At 39.8% G+C, this 15,003-nt stretch carries 12 protein-coding genes; 8 read left to right on the top strand and 4 right to left on the bottom strand.

The window, feature by feature from the left end:
* Nucleotides 1–113: 113 nt before the first annotated feature.
* A complete protein-coding gene (locus AVFI_RS10495; RefSeq protein WP_005420579.1) occupies nucleotides 114–722 on the bottom strand; it encodes a peroxiredoxin C in 609 nt (202 codons plus the stop codon).
* Nucleotides 723–867: 145 nt separating this feature from the next.
* On the opposite strand from AVFI_RS10495, the gene AVFI_RS10490 reads away from it, so the two are divergent.
* The 3 genes from AVFI_RS10490 to aceA all read left to right on the top strand — a co-directional run bounded on the left by AVFI_RS10490 (nucleotide 868) and on the right by aceA (nucleotide 5,289).
* Nucleotides 868–1,767, top strand: coding sequence for a hydrogen peroxide-inducible genes activator (locus AVFI_RS10490; RefSeq protein WP_012533880.1), 900 nt, complete (start codon nucleotides 868–870; stop codon nucleotides 1,765–1,767).
* 574 nt (nucleotides 1,768–2,341) lie between these two features.
* Nucleotides 2,342–3,946: a malate synthase A gene (gene aceB / locus AVFI_RS10485; RefSeq protein WP_012534257.1), complete on the top strand. Its 1,605-nt coding sequence runs from the start codon at nucleotides 2,342–2,344 to the stop codon at nucleotides 3,944–3,946.
* 14 nt (nucleotides 3,947–3,960) lie between these two features.
* Nucleotides 3,961–5,289, top strand: coding sequence for an isocitrate lyase (gene aceA / locus AVFI_RS10480; protein WP_188863565.1), 1,329 nt, complete (start codon nucleotides 3,961–3,963; stop codon nucleotides 5,287–5,289).
* A gap of 80 nt (nucleotides 5,290–5,369) precedes the next feature.
* On the opposite strand, the gene AVFI_RS10475 is transcribed toward aceA, so the two are convergent.
* Nucleotides 5,370–5,813 carry a CBS domain-containing protein gene (locus tag AVFI_RS10475; protein ID WP_005420573.1) on the bottom strand — a complete coding sequence of 148 codons (444 nt, stop codon included), beginning with the start codon at nucleotides 5,811–5,813 and terminating at the stop codon, nucleotides 5,370–5,372.
* Between the two features lie 232 nt (nucleotides 5,814–6,045).
* Here AVFI_RS10475 and queA point away from each other — a divergent pair, with 232 nt between their 5' ends.
* The 5 genes from queA (at nucleotide 6,046) to secF (ending at nucleotide 11,741) form a co-directional block, all read left to right on the top strand.
* Nucleotides 6,046–7,098, top strand: a complete 1,053-nt coding sequence (queA, locus tag AVFI_RS10470) for a tRNA preQ1(34) S-adenosylmethionine ribosyltransferase-isomerase QueA (RefSeq protein ID WP_054775624.1) — start codon at nucleotides 6,046–6,048, stop codon at nucleotides 7,096–7,098.
* A gap of 212 nt (nucleotides 7,099–7,310) precedes the next feature.
* Entirely contained in the window at nucleotides 7,311–8,438 is a 1,128-nt protein-coding gene (tgt, locus tag AVFI_RS10465) for a tRNA guanosine(34) transglycosylase Tgt (RefSeq protein WP_005420569.1), read from the top strand.
* 94 nt (nucleotides 8,439–8,532) lie between these two features.
* Nucleotides 8,533–8,868 (top strand): preprotein translocase subunit YajC, encoded by a 336-nt coding sequence (gene yajC / locus AVFI_RS10460; RefSeq protein WP_005420568.1) that lies wholly within the window; start codon nucleotides 8,533–8,535, stop codon nucleotides 8,866–8,868.
* A 53-nt stretch (nucleotides 8,869–8,921) separates the two neighbouring features.
* The gene (gene secD / locus AVFI_RS10455) at nucleotides 8,922–10,778 is read left to right on the top strand and encodes a protein translocase subunit SecD (protein ID WP_005420567.1); all 1,857 of its coding nucleotides are present in this window, start codon (nucleotides 8,922–8,924) and stop codon (nucleotides 10,776–10,778) included.
* A gap of 12 nt (nucleotides 10,779–10,790) precedes the next feature.
* Nucleotides 10,791–11,741, top strand: coding sequence for a protein translocase subunit SecF (secF, locus tag AVFI_RS10450; protein ID WP_011262436.1), 951 nt, complete (start codon nucleotides 10,791–10,793; stop codon nucleotides 11,739–11,741).
* 69 nt (nucleotides 11,742–11,810) lie between these two features.
* Here secF and AVFI_RS10445 read toward each other — a convergent pair whose 3' ends face one another.
* Complete coding sequence (locus tag AVFI_RS10445) at nucleotides 11,811–12,191, bottom strand: DUF3461 family protein (protein ID WP_005420564.1); 381 nt, start codon at nucleotides 12,189–12,191, stop codon at nucleotides 11,811–11,813.
* A 139-nt stretch (nucleotides 12,192–12,330) separates the two neighbouring features.
* The gene (gene glnD / locus AVFI_RS10440) at nucleotides 12,331–14,952 is read right to left on the bottom strand and encodes a bifunctional uridylyltransferase/uridylyl-removing protein GlnD (RefSeq protein WP_012533646.1); all 2,622 of its coding nucleotides are present in this window, start codon (nucleotides 14,950–14,952) and stop codon (nucleotides 12,331–12,333) included.
* Nucleotides 14,953–15,003 lie beyond the last annotated feature (51 nt).

Genomic DNA, 15,003 nt, shown 5'->3' with positions numbered 1-15,003 from the left:
AGGCAAACTTTCTGATTTTTGGCTGTCGCATTTATATGCTTTTAATATTCTAGCCACATGCACCGTTGAGCATTAGGTGCATCGAGCTCTTTGTGGTAAGAGCTCTAATAGAATTACTTGCTTAGGTCGTCAGCGTGTTCAGATAGGAACGATGCAACACCTTTTGGCGATGCGTCCATACCTGCTTTGCCTTCTTCCCATTGTGCTGGACAAACTTCACCGTTCTTCTCGTGGAAGTTTAGTGCGTCTACCATGCGTAGCATTTCGTCAATGTTACGGCCTAGTGGAAGGTCGTTAACTACTTGGTGACGAACAAGACCGTCTGCATCGATTAGGAAAGAACCACGGAAAGCAACACCAGCTTCTGGGTGCTCAACGTCGTATGCTTTACAGATTTCGTGCTTAACGTCAGCAACTAGAGGGTACTTAACTTGACCGATACCGCCATCTTCGATAGCAGTGTTACGCCATGCGTTGTGAGAGAATTGAGAATCGATAGAAACACCGATTACTTCAACGCCTTTCGCTTGGAAATCTTCTAGACGGTTGTCAAAAGCGATTAGCTCTGATGGACAAACGAAAGTGAAGTCTAGTGGGTAGAAAAATACTACCGCTTTCTTACCTTTAGTGAATTCTGCGAAGTTGAAGTTATCAACGATTTCACCGTTACCTAGAACAGCTGCAGCAGTAAAGTCTGGTGCTTGACGACCTACTAGTACCATTTTTGAATCTCCTAAAAAGTTAGATATCCAAACTTCTTGTTTGGCTTTGTTTTTTCATAACAAATGTTTCGACGGGACAAACTATAGTACAAAAGGTATGATTGAAAAAAGCGAATTAAATAGATTGATGTAATCGAGAAAAGCGATGAATAAATGGCCCTCATTAAAACAGCTACACTACTTCATTACTCTGCACGAAACGCGTCATTTTGGTGAAGCTGCAGAAAAATGTTTTGTTAGCCAATCAACCCTAAGTAAAGGGATACAAAACCTTGAAGAATTGATCGGTTGTACATTATATGAAAGAGATAAAAAAACACTTGTTTTCACCCCTGTAGGTGAAAGAGTCGTAGAGCAAGGACGAGAATTGTTGGCAAAAGGCCAAGACCTGATTGAGTTAGGGTCTTTATGTCAAGGTGATTCAATGCAAGGTCAATTACGTGTTGGCTGCATACCGACTATTGCGCCTTTTTTATTATGTGATTTAGTGCAAGAGGTGAATGAAAAATACCCTCAACTCACTTTATTACTAAGAGAAGATACGACAACGAATTTATTAGCGGCATTAAGACAAGGGCAATTAGATGTATTGATTCTTGCTCTTCCTGTTGATATTGCAGGAATGGAAAGTCTGATTGTTGGTCAAGATCCATTTAAAATGGTAATTAGCAAAGACCAAGCGAGTTCTATTTCTACGCCTATCCGCTATGATGATTTGCCTGATGAGTTTGTTTTCTTGCTAGAGAAAGAGCATTGTTTAACAGAACATGCTGTTTCAGCGTGTAAGTTAACGAAACGAGAAAAAATTAATCCATTCACAGCGACAAGTTTGCACACATTAGTACAGATGGTTGCTAATGGGTTAGGCACTACTTTTATTCCTCAAATGGCGATTAAGCATGGATTACTCGATAATCAAAACTTAGTTGTCGTTGAGCCGCCAGGCCAAGAAGCATCACGTGATATTGGCTTAGTATGGCGTCCAAGTTCATCTCGTTTACAAGCATTTCATCAGTTAGCTGATATTGTCGAAGATATTTTATAGTGAATTTCTTTATACAAGGCGATTATTTATTTTTATAAATAGTCGCCTTTCTACTTTTGAATAATGAAAGAAAATCGTGATCGCATTCTCACTTCTTTATATTTAAATAATATTACTTCAAATCAGTTTGTTTTATCTCTTCTTGTTGTCAGTCATCACTTCTGACTTGTGTGCTTAGGTTGTGACACCTCCTTTTATAATATTCACTTCTATCCTGCTGTTTTACTTGTGAAATTAAAACTGTGAATTTTACATGTTAAATTTTACAACTTTATTTTTTGTAATTTAATTACGTAATATTTAGATCTTACGAGCGTTTTAATGTTGCTTGATTGTAAAAATTAAATTTTGACAATCATATCTATAGAGCATTTACTCATAACTCAATTTACGGATTTTTACTGATGTTTTATTGGCTTTTCGAGTCTTTATTAGCCTTTAGTCGGGGTTGTAATTGATTCGGACTTTCGAGAATGTAATAAGCGTAAGCCAGAAAAGTAATCCACAGGATGATACATAAATACTAAATCGTAGTGTTTTAGTTACAAATGTAATTTTGCCGGAGGCGCAAACTATGACTGATACCATGACAATTAAAGAACAACAAATAACCATTACTAAGCCGCATTTGCCTCAAGTTGAAGAGGTGTTAACTGCGGGTGCTGTTCGATTTCTTACTCATGTTGTCGAAAAATTTGCACACCGAGTTCCTGAGTTGTTAGAAACTCGTCAGCTACGTCAGAAAAAGATAGATGCAGGGCAGTTACCTAATTTTTTAAGTGAAACACGTTCTATCCGAGAGTCTGAATGGAGTATTCAAGGTATTCCAACAGATTTGCAAGATCGACGAGTAGAAATTACTGGCCCAACAGATAGAAAGATGGTGATTAACGCACTTAATGCCAATGTAAAAGTATTCATGGCTGATTTTGAAGATTCATTATCTCCGTCTTGGGAGGCGGTACTTAATGGACAGATTAATCTTAGAGATGCTATGGATGGCACGATCCAATACACCAACCCTCAAACTCAAAAGGTGTATCAATTAAAGCAAGATCCGGCAGTATTGATTTGTCGAGTTCGTGGTTTACACCTTCCTGAAAAACACGTGCTTTTTAATGGTGTTGCAATACCTGGAGCTTTGTTTGATTTTGCCCTTTATTTTTATCACAACTATCAAACGTCCTTAAAAAAAGGCAGTGGTCCTTATTTTTATTTACCTAAATTACAAGCGTATCAAGAAGCGGCGTGGTGGAGTGATGTGTTCAGTTTTGCTGAGCGTGAATTTGGTTTAAAACAGGGAACAATTAAAGCCACTGTTCTTATTGAAACACTGCCTGCTGTATTTGAGATGGATGAAATTTTATATAGCTTAAAAGAGCATATTGTGGGCTTAAATTGTGGACGCTGGGATTATATCTTCAGTTATATCAAAACATTAAAAAATCACCCAGACCGTGTATTACCGGATCGACAAGTGGTAACCATGGAAAAACCGTTTCTCAATGCGTATTCACGATTACTCATTCGAACATGCCACAGAAGAGGCGCATTTGCGATGGGGGGAATGGCCGCCTTTATCCCATCAAAAGATCCAGAACAAAATGATTGGGTACTCAATAAGATTCAAACCGATAAATCCTTAGAAGCCAATAATGGACACGATGGTACTTGGGTCGCTCACCCTGGTTTAGCTGATACGGCAAGAGCAGAGTTTGACTCAGTATTAGGTGAACGAATGAATCAACTGGATATTACCCGAGATACTGATGCTCCAATTACTGCAGAGGAATTACTGGCACCATGTGAAGGAGAAAGAACAGAAGAAGGAATGCGTCATAACATTCGAGTTGCAGTGCAATACATTGAAGCTTGGATATCAGGAAATGGCTGCGTACCTATTTACGGATTAATGGAAGATGCGGCTACCGCAGAAATATCACGAACGTCTATTTGGCAATGGATACAACATGGAAAAACACTAGATAGTGGTGCAGTTGTTACTGCTGAACTATTTAGAACCATGTTACTGGAAGAGATGAAAGTAATAGAGAAAGAGTTGGGAACAGAGCGTTTTGATTCTGGCCAATTCACTCAAGCTGCAAAGCTGATGGAGCAACTAACCACCAGTGATCAACTTACGGACTTTTTAACACTACCTGGCTACCAATACCTATAAGAGAGGGAACGATTATGACGACATTTAAACCACAAACTCGCCAACAGCAAATTGATGCACTGGAAAAAGATTGGGCTGAAAATCCGCGTTGGGATGGGGTGACTCGTCCTTATACAGCTGAAGAAGTGATTAATCTTCGTGGCTCTTTTGCTCCAGAAAATACCATAGCACAAAAGGGTGCAGACAGATTGTGGGACCTAGTCAATGGTTCTTCTAAAAAAGGGTATGTGAATTGTCTTGGTGCGCTGACTGGTGGACAAGCAGTCCAGCAAGCAAAAGCAGGAATTGAGGCTATTTACTTGTCAGGTTGGCAAGTTGCGGCGGATAACAATACCGCATCAACCATGTACCCAGACCAATCTTTATATCCGGTAGATTCAGTACCATCGGTAGTGAAACGAATTAATAATGCATTCCGTCGAGCAGACCAAATTCAATGGTCTACAGGTGGAACTCCTGAAGAGGGCATTGATTACTTTTTGCCGATTGTAGCGGATGCAGAAGCAGGATTTGGTGGCGTGCTTAATGGTTACGAATTGATGCGTAATATGATTGAAGCCGGTGCCGCAGGTGTTCACTTTGAAGATCAGTTAGCATCAGTGAAAAAATGCGGTCATATGGGAGGAAAGGTGTTAGTACCAACCCAAGAAGCGGTGCAAAAACTGGTAGCAGCTCGTCTTGCTGCTGATGTGACTGGAACTCGAACTCTGGTAATTGCTCGAACCGATGCTAATGCGGCTGATTTGCTGACATCAGATTGTGATCCATACGATCAAGAGTTCATTGAAGGTGAGCGAACACCTGAAGGTTTTTATAAGGTAACGGCGGGGATTGATCAGGCAATATCGAGAGGATTGGCTTATTCTCCTTATGCGGATCTGGTGTGGTGTGAAACGGCGACACCTTGTTTAGAAGAAGCACGTAAATTTGCAGAAGCAATTCATGCAAAATACCCAAATCAGCTATTAGCTTATAACTGTTCTCCGTCATTTAACTGGGAGAAAAATCTGGATTCAGAAACGATTGCGAAATTCCAACAAGAGTTGGCGGATATGGGATATAAGTACCAATTCATTACGCTCGCAGGTATTCATAACATGTGGTTTAACATGTTTGAATTGGCTCACTCTTATGCTCAAGGTGAAGGCATGCGTCACTATGTTGAAATGGTTCAACGTAAAGAATTTGAAGCAGCAGAGAAGGGGTATACTTTTGTAGCGCACCAACAAGAAGTTGGTACCGGATATTTTGATAAGATGACCAATACCATTCAAGGTGGTCAATCATCAGTAACCGCACTCACGGGGTCGACAGAAGAAGAGCAATTTAAAACCAGTGCATAGGAATTAAGTAATCAATAATTAAAATAAATAGCACTAACTGGATTTGAAGGGAGAATGGAGTCTCCCTTTCTTTTTGGCTGTTATTCGTCAAGCTCTAATGGATCAACTTCTTCTTGTAACTCTAACAAATTGATAGCGATAGAAACAAAATCAGAATCAGTAATAATTCCCACCAACTTGCCACGTTCCACAACAGGTAGGCAACCAACTTTATGTTTTTGCATAAACAGCGCCGCTTCTTTTAATCCGCCATATGGAGCAATGCTCATGACGTTTTCATGCATGATGCTATTTAATGGAATATCGAGTGTTGATACTTCTTCAAAAGTGGGCTTTTCTAAGCATGACGATTGAGCTGAAAGTAAGTCTCGTTGAGTAACAAGCCCAATTAAAGCGCCGTCAGTATCGACGATAGGAATGTGTCTAATACAGTGCTCGTCCATTAACGCTTTGGCATCTTCTAAAGAGTGTGAACGAAGCAGGGTATGAGGATGTGTTGTCATCATGTCTTTTACGGTAAACATAGTATGCTCCTGCTATTTTTTTGTCCTTATCTAAATATAGAATGCTAAAGAATAAAAAAGTGCGAGCTAGCTAGATTTTTTACTACATAAAGAGACTGATGAAACTTTCTCTGTTTGAGGTCAATTTTGATATATTTTTTGAAAAAGTGAGAGGTATATAGCTTCATCCCTTGCTATTGCTCTGGGCGTGAATATACTACTCTGTCTGCCATTTTTGATGAAGAAGTAAACCATGCAAGTATCCGATTTCCATTTTGAATTACCTGATGAACTTATTGCACGTTACCCTCAACCTGAGCGTACAGCAAGCCGACTATTACAATTAAATGGCAATAGTGGCGAACTTAATGATGGGCAGTTTACTGATATTCTTGATTTAGTTCAGGCTGGTGATTTATTGGTATTCAACAATACTCGAGTGATCCCTGCTCGTATGTTCGGTATGAAGGCTTCTGGTGGTAAATTAGAAGTGTTGGTTGAACGTGTATTGGATGAGCATTCAGTATTAGCTCATGTACGTTGTTCTAAATCACCAAAACCAGGCACTATGCTTTTATTGGGTGAAAACCAAGAGCATGAAGCTAAAATGGTTGCTCGTCATGATACTTTGTTTGAGATTCGTTTTACTTCAGATAAGAAAGTCTTAGATATTTTAGATGAAATTGGCCACATGCCACTTCCTCCTTATATTGATCGTCCTGATGAAGATGCGGATAAAGAGCGTTACCAGACGGTTTATAATAAAAAACCGGGTGCAGTTGCTGCTCCAACCGCAGGTTTACACTTTGATACAGAGATTTTAGAGAAAATGAAGGCAAAAGGGGTAGAATTCGCCTACGTTACCCTTCATGTTGGTGCTGGTACATTCCAACCTGTTCGTGTTGATAATATTTTAGAACATCACATGCACTCTGAATACGCAGAAGTTTCCCAAGAAGTTATCGATGCTATCAACGCAACAAAAGCGCGTGGTGGCCGAGTAGTTTCTGTGGGTACGACATCAGTACGTTCTTTAGAAAGTGCTGCGCAGCATGCATTAAAACAAGGTACAGAGTTAGCGCCATTTTTTGATGATACTGAAATCTTCATCTACCCAGGTTATGAATTTCAAGTGGTTGACGCTTTGGTGACAAACTTCCACTTACCTGAGTCTACACTTATCATGTTAGTGAGTGCATTTGCAGGTTATGACAATACAATGAAAGCGTATGAGCAAGCGGTAAATAATAAGTATCGTTTCTTTAGCTACGGTGATGCAATGTTCATCACAAAGAAAACCGCATAGTAATGTCGATTCCAGTAATGTACGGTTTATTATTACTGGTTAAATAACATATTCATTTCACTCACGGAGCCAGTGAAATATTTAGGAAAACAGGACGTTTTCGACCATGTTAACTGCTTTAACTGTTTTCATGGAGGTGCTGCATTAATCTATTATTAATGTAGCAAATTAAACAAGTCGTCAGATTGTTTCTCTGGCTTATTGGAGGTTTCGTGAAATACGAACTGATCAAAAAACAAGGTCGCGCACGTCGTGGTCAACTTCAATTTGACCGTGGTACGGTTGAAACTCCTGCGTTCATGCCTGTAGGTACTTACGGTACTGTTAAGGGTATGACACCTGAAGAAGTAAAAGGTACTGGTGCTGAAATCCTACTAGGTAACACGTTCCATTTATGGTTACGTCCTGGTCAAGAAATCATGAAATTACACGGTGATTTACATGACTTCATGAACTGGAAAGGCCCTATCTTAACGGATTCAGGTGGTTTCCAAGTATTTAGTCTTGGTAAAACACGTAAGATCACTGAAGAGGGTGTTCATTTCCGTAGCCCTGTAAATGGTGACAAGATCTTTATGGATGCTGAGAAATCAATGCAAATCCAATACGATCTTGGTTCTGACGTGGTTATGATTTTTGATGAATGTACTCCATACCCAGCAACTCACGATGAAGCTCGCATTTCAATGGAACGTTCAATTCGTTGGGCTGAACGTAGCCGTAACGAGTTTGATCGCCAAGAAAACCCGAATGCATTGTTTGGTATTGTTCAAGGCGGCGTGTACGAAGATTTACGTGATGTTTCTGTTGAAGCATTAACTAAGATTGGTTTTGATGGTTACGCTGTTGGTGGTCTAGCTGTTGGTGAACCAAAAGAAGACATGCACCGCATTTTAGAGCATACATGTCCACAATTACCTGAAGATAAGCCACGATACCTAATGGGTGTTGGTAAACCAGAAGACTTGGTTGAAGGTGTTCGTCGCGGTATTGATATGTTTGACTGTGTTATGCCAACTCGAAATGCACGTAATGGTCACCTATTTGTGACTGGTGGTGTGATCAAGATCCGTAATGCGAAACATAAAACAGATACAACACCACTGGATCCTGAGTGTGATTGTTATACTTGTCAAAACTACAGCAAGTCTTACCTACATCACTTAGACCGTTGTAATGAAATTTTAGGTGCTCGTTTAAATACGATTCATAACTTACGTTATTACCAACGTATTATGGCGAGCATTCGTAAGGCGTTGGAAGAAGATCGTTTTGAGCAGTTCGTAGAAGAATTCTACGCACGTCGTGATCGTGAAGTTCCACCATTAAAAGACCTTTAAAAACAGAGTAATCACCCATATATCTAATTAGATATGTGTATGGTCACATTTTAGAAACTGGAAATTAGAAACTTAGATACGAGGACGTTATTAAATGAGTTTTTTCATCTCTCAAGCTCACGCAGCTGGTGAAGCAGCGCCACAAGGCGGTGGTATGCAAATGTTTATCATGCTTGGTATGTTTGCTGTTATCTTCTACTTTATGATCTACCGCCCACAAGCGAAACGTCAAAAAGAACACAAAAACCTAATGGCTTCTATGGGCAAAGGTGATGAAGTTCTTACTGCAGGTGGCTTAGTAGGTAAAATCACTAAAGTATCTGAAGAAAATGATTACATCGTAATTGAGCTTAACGCAAACAACGAAGTAACAATTAAGAAAGATTTTGTTTCAGCTGTTCTGCCAAAGGGCACTCTGAAATCACTATAAAAACTGTACCCTCTAACTTCGGTTAGGGGGTATTTTTCGTTAAGGACATCGCTGTGCTAAACCGTTTCCCTTTATGGAAGTATTTGATGGTAGTTTCTGTACTACTTATCTCAGCTCTCTATGCACTTCCAAACCTTTATGGTGAAGATCCAGCAGTTCAAATCACGGGTAGCCGTGGTACAGAGGTTCAAACCTCTACGCTGGATGTTGTCGCTGAAAATTTAAAGAACAATGACATCGATTATAAGTCAATTGCATTTGAAAATGGCTCTGTTCTTGTTCGATTTAACGATACTGATTCTCAAATCAGTGCTCGTGATATTATTAATGAGTCTTTAGGTAAAGATTACGTTGTTGCATTAAACCTTGCTCCGTTAACTCCTGACTGGTTAACCTCTATTGGTGCTGCACCAATGAAACTTGGTCTTGATTTACGTGGTGGTGTTCACTTCTTAATGGAAGTGGATATGGATGCAGCAATGAGCAAGTTGATTGGTCAGCAAGAAGAATCATTCCGTACTGATCTTCGTGAAGCTAAGATCCGTTACCGCGCAATTCGTGACTCAGGTAAAGATTCCGTAGAAGTGGTTCTTCGCAGCGAAGAGCAATTAGCTGAAGCGAAAAAAGTATTATCTGATGCTCACCGTGATATGACATTTGTTGAATCAGAGTCAAACGGTCAATTTAAGTTAATTGCAACGTTTACTGAGCAACGCTTACAAGAAATTCGTAATTACGCTGTTGAGCAAAACATCACGATCATTCGTAACCGTGTTAATGAATTAGGTGTTGCTGAACCATTAGTTCAACGTCAAGGCGCAAGCCGTATTGTTGTTGAGCTACCGGGTGTTCAAGATACTGCGCGTGCTAAAGAAATTTTAGGTGCGACAGCGACACTTGAGTTCCGTGAAGTGGATGATAAGGCGGATTTAGCTGCAGCAGCAAGCGGTCGAGCTCCTGCGGGTAGTGAAATCAAAGAAGATCGTAATGGTCGTCCTGTTGTTCTTAAAAAACGTATTATTCTTGGTGGTGCAAGCATTACAGATGCAAGCTCAAGTGCTGATGAATATGGTCGTCCTCAAGTAAACATCTCGCTAGATAGCGAAGGTGGTAGCAAGATGACTGCGTTCTCTCGTAAAAATATCGGTAAGCTAATGGCGACGGTATTTACAGAGTACAAAGACAGCGGTCGTCGTACACCTGAAGGTCGCGTTATTCTGTCTAAAACGGAAGAAGTGATTAACCAAGCAACGATTCAATCCGCTCTTGGTCGTAGTTTCCGTATTACCGGTATCGACTCTCAAGCTGAAGCTCATAACCTAGCTCTTCTACTTCGTGCTGGTGCTCTAATTGCGCCTATCTCGATTGTTGAAGAACGTACGATTGGTCCATCAATGGGTCAACAGAATATCGACATGGGTATTCAAGCGTGTATTTGGGGTATGGTTGCTGTAATGATCTTTACGCTGGTTTATTACCGTGGTTTTGGTCTGGTTGCAAACCTAGCCTTAATGGCAAACTTGGTATTAATCATTGGTGTTATGTCGATGATCCCAGGTGCAACAATGACGCTTCCAGGTATTGCCGGTATCGTATTAACGGTTGGTATGGCGGTCGATGCTAACGTACTTATTTTCGAGCGTATTCGAGAAGAGTTGCGTGATGGGCGTAATCCACAACAAGCAATTCACCAAGGTTATGCGAATGCCTTTAGTACGATTGCTGATGCGAACATCACAACCCTGATTACTGCAATTATCTTGTTTGCTGTTGGTACAGGTGCAATTAAAGGTTTCGCTGTTACGTTATCTATCGGTATTTTAACGTCAATGTTTACTGCGATTGTTGGTACTCGTTGTGTGATTAACTTAGTTTACGGCGGTAAGCGCGTAGACAAGCTGTCGATCTAAGGACTCATTATTATGTTTCAATTAATGAAAGCAGAGAAAACGATCGACTTCATGCGTTGGTCTAAAGCTGCCTTCCTTTTCTCAATGTTGATGATTATTGCTTCTATAGCTACATTATCAACAAAGTGGTTAAACTGGGGCTTAGACTTCACGGGTGGAACACTTATTGAAGTTGGCTTTGAACAGCCTGCACAATTACCAGATATCCGTAGTGCATTAGAAGCGAAAGGTTTTGGTGATGCTACGGTTCAAAACTTTGGTACTGCACGTGATGTTATCGTTCGTCTTCAACCTCGTGAAAACGTAAAAGGTGAAGAGTTAGGTAACCAAATCATCAGTGCAATTAAAGAAGGTACTGGTGAGCAAGTAGAGATGCGTCGTATTGAGTTCGTTGGCCCAAATGTGGGTGATGAACTTACCGAAGCGGGTGGTTTAGCTATCCTAGTTTCTCTGTTATGTATCTTGGCTTATGTTTCGATGCGTTTCCAATGGCGTTTAGCTGCTGGTGCGGTACTTGCTTTGGCGCATGATATCATTATTACGTTAGGTATTTTTTCTTTCTTACAAATTGAAGTTGATTTGACGATCATTGCGGCGCTATTAACGGTGGTGGGTTATTCTTTGAATGATACCATTGTTGTATTTGACCGTATTCGTGAAAACTTCTTGAAAATGCGTAAGGGGGATTCTAACGACATTATTAATGATGCGATTACGCAAACATTAAGCCGTACATTGATTACATCAGCAACGACGCTATTTGTAGTTATCGCTCTATTTACTCAAGGTGGGGCTATGATCCATGGCTTTGCTCTTGCATTGCTGTTAGGTATCACTATCGGTACGTATTCTTCTATCTATGTAGCATCAGCGTTAGCTCTGAAATTAGGTATCACTCGTGAACACTTAATGCCAACGCCTATTGATAAAGAAGGTGAAGAAGAGTTTGAACAGATGCCTTAGCGGTATTTTGTTAACTATATAATAAAAAATGGACCATTATGGTCCATTTTTTTATGTCTACTAAAAGCTTTAAAGTTTCTCTAAATCTTTTTCTATTTCTTCTATTTTGCTCGCGACCACTTTTTCTAAATGTCTTAAATCTTTTAGAATTTTCTTTTTCACGTCGGTTGGTGTTTCTTTTTCTGGGCGAGTAATTTTGTTTAATTCATCAATGATAAGGGTTAAATTTCGATTGATTTCAGTTGTTTCTTTATAGCGATGACTGCCGCTATCTACAAGTACATTTTTAACTTGGCGAGGGTATTTGAATTTTACGCTTTTAGCGAAGAGTTCACCTTTCTGCTTAGAAAAATAGATCTTCAATATGTCTTTATGAGCTTCTTGTCGTAGAGAATAACGTTCAATTTTTTCTGGTTCAGAAATTCCAAGGCTAACAAGGTGTGGGTACATGGCTTACTCCAATATTATTATATAGTTATCAGATTCCTCTAAATGAGCATTAACGATGAAAGCGGATATCACAACTGCTGTGAATGAAAGTTGTGGGATAGATCTTGTCTATCCCACTTATTGCTTTTAGGTATTTATATTACGAGCTTAATCTCGCCACATTTTTAACTAATGCTATTTCAAGTTCTGCTTGTTTATCATCATCAAGGCGACCACCAACGTCAGATGTTAGGATGAATAAATCCTCAGCTCGCTCACCAATTGTGGTGATCTTGGCGGCATGTAAATTGATCCCTAATTGAGCAAATGTGGCACCAACCGTCGCTAATAACCCTGGAGTATCTAATGCAACAAACTCCATTAACGTCCTTTTCCCTGTTTTAGTTGGTAAAAACTCCATGCGTGTTTTCACATTAAAATGTTGAAGCTGGCGTGGCGGTCGACGGGTTTTAATGTGCGTTGCTTGGTCATTTAGTTTAACGTCGTAAAGTTGATCAATTAATCTTTGTTGTCGTTCTTCATCAATAGGGTCATCATTTTGGTCAAGAACCATAAAGGTATCGAGTGCATAGCCATCTTTACTGGACATAACTTGAGCATCATAAATAGTAATACTACGTCTATCTAACTCTGCTGCTACAGTTGCAAAAAGATGCGGTTGATCTTTACTGTAAACAAAAATTTCAGTTCCTCCACGAGAGGCGTTTTTACTGATGAGTATTAATGATTTTTCTTTATCTTGATGACGAAGAAGATGGCTAGCATGCCATGCAATTTGTTTATGAGTATGACGTAAGAAATAATCCGCTTTAAATCGACGCCATAAAGCATCGACTTCCCACTGTGTGAATCCTTCACTACGAAGTTGTGCAGAAGCCATTTGTTGATTATGACGAATGCGATCACGTAAGTCTGGCGGGTTCTCTAGTCCTCTTCTCAGTGCTCGCTGGGTGGCATTGTATAAATCTGCGATAAGTGATCGTTTCCAACTATTCCATAAATCCGGATTAGTCGCACAGATATCAGCAACAGTTAAACACACTAAATAATCTAAGCGTTCTTCATCTCTAACTTGTTTTGCAAACTCAGTAATTACATCAGGATCGTAAATATCACGACGTTGTGCTGTAACAGACATGAGCAAGTGGCTTTTTACGAGCCAAGAAACTAAATTGGCTTCCGGTTTTGATAGTCCATGGCTAATACAAAAATCATAGGCATCTACGGCACCTAATTCAGAGTGATCGCCCCCGCGGCCTTTTGCTATATCATGAAAAATGGCAGCTATGATAAGTAACTCTTTTTTCATTATTTTAGGGAAGATTTCACAACAGATAGGGTGTTTATCTCGGTTTGTAGTATCCGAAAATTTATTAATATGCTTAAGCAGACGAATGCTGTGCTCATCAACCGTATAAGCATGAAATAAATCAAATTGCATTTGTCCTACAATATGGCTCCATTGAGGTAAATAAGCGGAAAGAACCCCTAATTTATGCATGGAACTAAAGGCATTGTTTAATGCATTTGGGTGCTGAGTTAATTGTAGAAATTTTTCTTTGGCTTCAGGTATCTCACATAAAAAACGATTAAGTCGACGTCGAGCGGTTCGTAATTGACGCATGGTAGGAGGCGCAACTCCGTCAATGGTAGAGTCGTTCGCCATTAATAAAAACATGTCTAATATGGTGTCTGGACGAGCTTGAAATAGAGCTGGCTTTCGAGCTTCAATTAATCGTCCACGGCGTTGGAAATCATCATCTATGATAATGGCATCATCTTGCTCACCTTGATGAAGGATTGCTTGGTCAAAAATTTTGAGCAGCATGCTATTTAGCTCAGCAACACGGCGTAAAGTTCGATAGAACTCTTTCATCATACGCTCTACACCGCGATTTCCTTCACCAATGAAACCCAAATGCTCAGCAACGGAAGCTTGGTGACCAAAGGTGAGTCGATTGTCGTATCGTTTCAGTTCAATATGCAATGCAAAGCGAACACGCCATAAGAACTCTTGGCATTCTAATAATTCGCGATATTCAGCATCAGTTAAAAAACCGGCTTGACTCATCTCAAGTAGGGACGTTGCTCCAAAGTGGCGTCGAGCAATCCAGCTTAGAGTATGAATGTCTCTTAGCCCTCCTGGACTTGATTTTATGTCAGGTTCTAAGTTGTATGTGGTGTCATGGTAACGGCTGTGACGTTTTTTTTGCTCATCAATCTTTGCTTGATAAAAAGATTCACTTGGCCAGAAACTGTCTGAATGTATTTTTAATTTTAGTTGGTGGGACAGTTCTTTATTACCACAGATATAGCGGGCTTCTTGTAAGTTAGTTGCCACAGTTAAATCATTCTGACCTATTTCTATACACTCTGCTATTGAACGAACACTATGGCCAATTTCTAATTTTAAGTCCCAAAGTAGAGTGACTAACTCTCCTACTTTTTGGCAGAATGTATCATTGGTATTGTTCTCAGTTAAAATGAGAATATCAATATCTGAAAGAGGATGAAGTTCACTTCGTCCATAACCACCGACGGCGATCAAGGATGTATTTGCGATGTCATCAAATTTAAAAAATTGCCACAGTCGAGAGAGTAATTGATCAAAATAGTGAGATCGTTCAAATACTAAATCTGAAACGGCTTTGTGTTGATGAAAAGCGTTAATTTGGTATTGAGAGAAAAGGGTAAGTTGTTGCTTTAGTTCGGTAATATTAAGTTGAGTATCGGATAAGGATAGGGGGGATAGATATTTCATAGCAATCCTTGCTGATAAAAAAACAGAAGACCGAAGCCTTCTGTTTATTTA

It is taken from the genome of Aliivibrio fischeri ATCC 7744 = JCM 18803 = DSM 507 (assembly GCF_023983475.1).
GTDB classification, from domain to species: domain Bacteria; phylum Pseudomonadota; class Gammaproteobacteria; order Enterobacterales; family Vibrionaceae; genus Aliivibrio; species Aliivibrio fischeri.
This window is presented reverse-complemented; position numbering and strand designations above follow the sequence as displayed.

Coding starts and splice junctions, on each gene's coding strand:
- AVFI_RS10495 (WP_005420579.1), bottom strand. CDS start 722: ATGGTACTAGTAGGTCGTCAAGCACCAGACTTTACTGCTGCAGCTGTT.
- AVFI_RS10490 (WP_012533880.1), top strand. CDS start 868: ATGAATAAATGGCCCTCATTAAAACAGCTACACTACTTCATTACTCTG.
- aceB (WP_012534257.1), top strand. CDS start 2,342: ATGACTGATACCATGACAATTAAAGAACAACAAATAACCATTACTAAG.
- aceA (WP_188863565.1), top strand. CDS start 3,961: ATGACGACATTTAAACCACAAACTCGCCAACAGCAAATTGATGCACTG.
- AVFI_RS10475 (WP_005420573.1), bottom strand. CDS start 5,813: ATGTTTACCGTAAAAGACATGATGACAACACATCCTCATACCCTGCTT.
- queA (WP_054775624.1), top strand. CDS start 6,046: ATGCAAGTATCCGATTTCCATTTTGAATTACCTGATGAACTTATTGCA.
- yajC (WP_005420568.1), top strand. CDS start 8,533: ATGAGTTTTTTCATCTCTCAAGCTCACGCAGCTGGTGAAGCAGCGCCA.
- secF (WP_011262436.1), top strand. CDS start 10,791: ATGTTTCAATTAATGAAAGCAGAGAAAACGATCGACTTCATGCGTTGG.
- AVFI_RS10445 (WP_005420564.1), bottom strand. CDS start 12,191: ATGTACCCACACCTTGTTAGCCTTGGAATTTCTGAACCAGAAAAAATT.
- glnD (WP_012533646.1), bottom strand. CDS start 14,952: ATGAAATATCTATCCCCCCTATCCTTATCCGATACTCAACTTAATATT.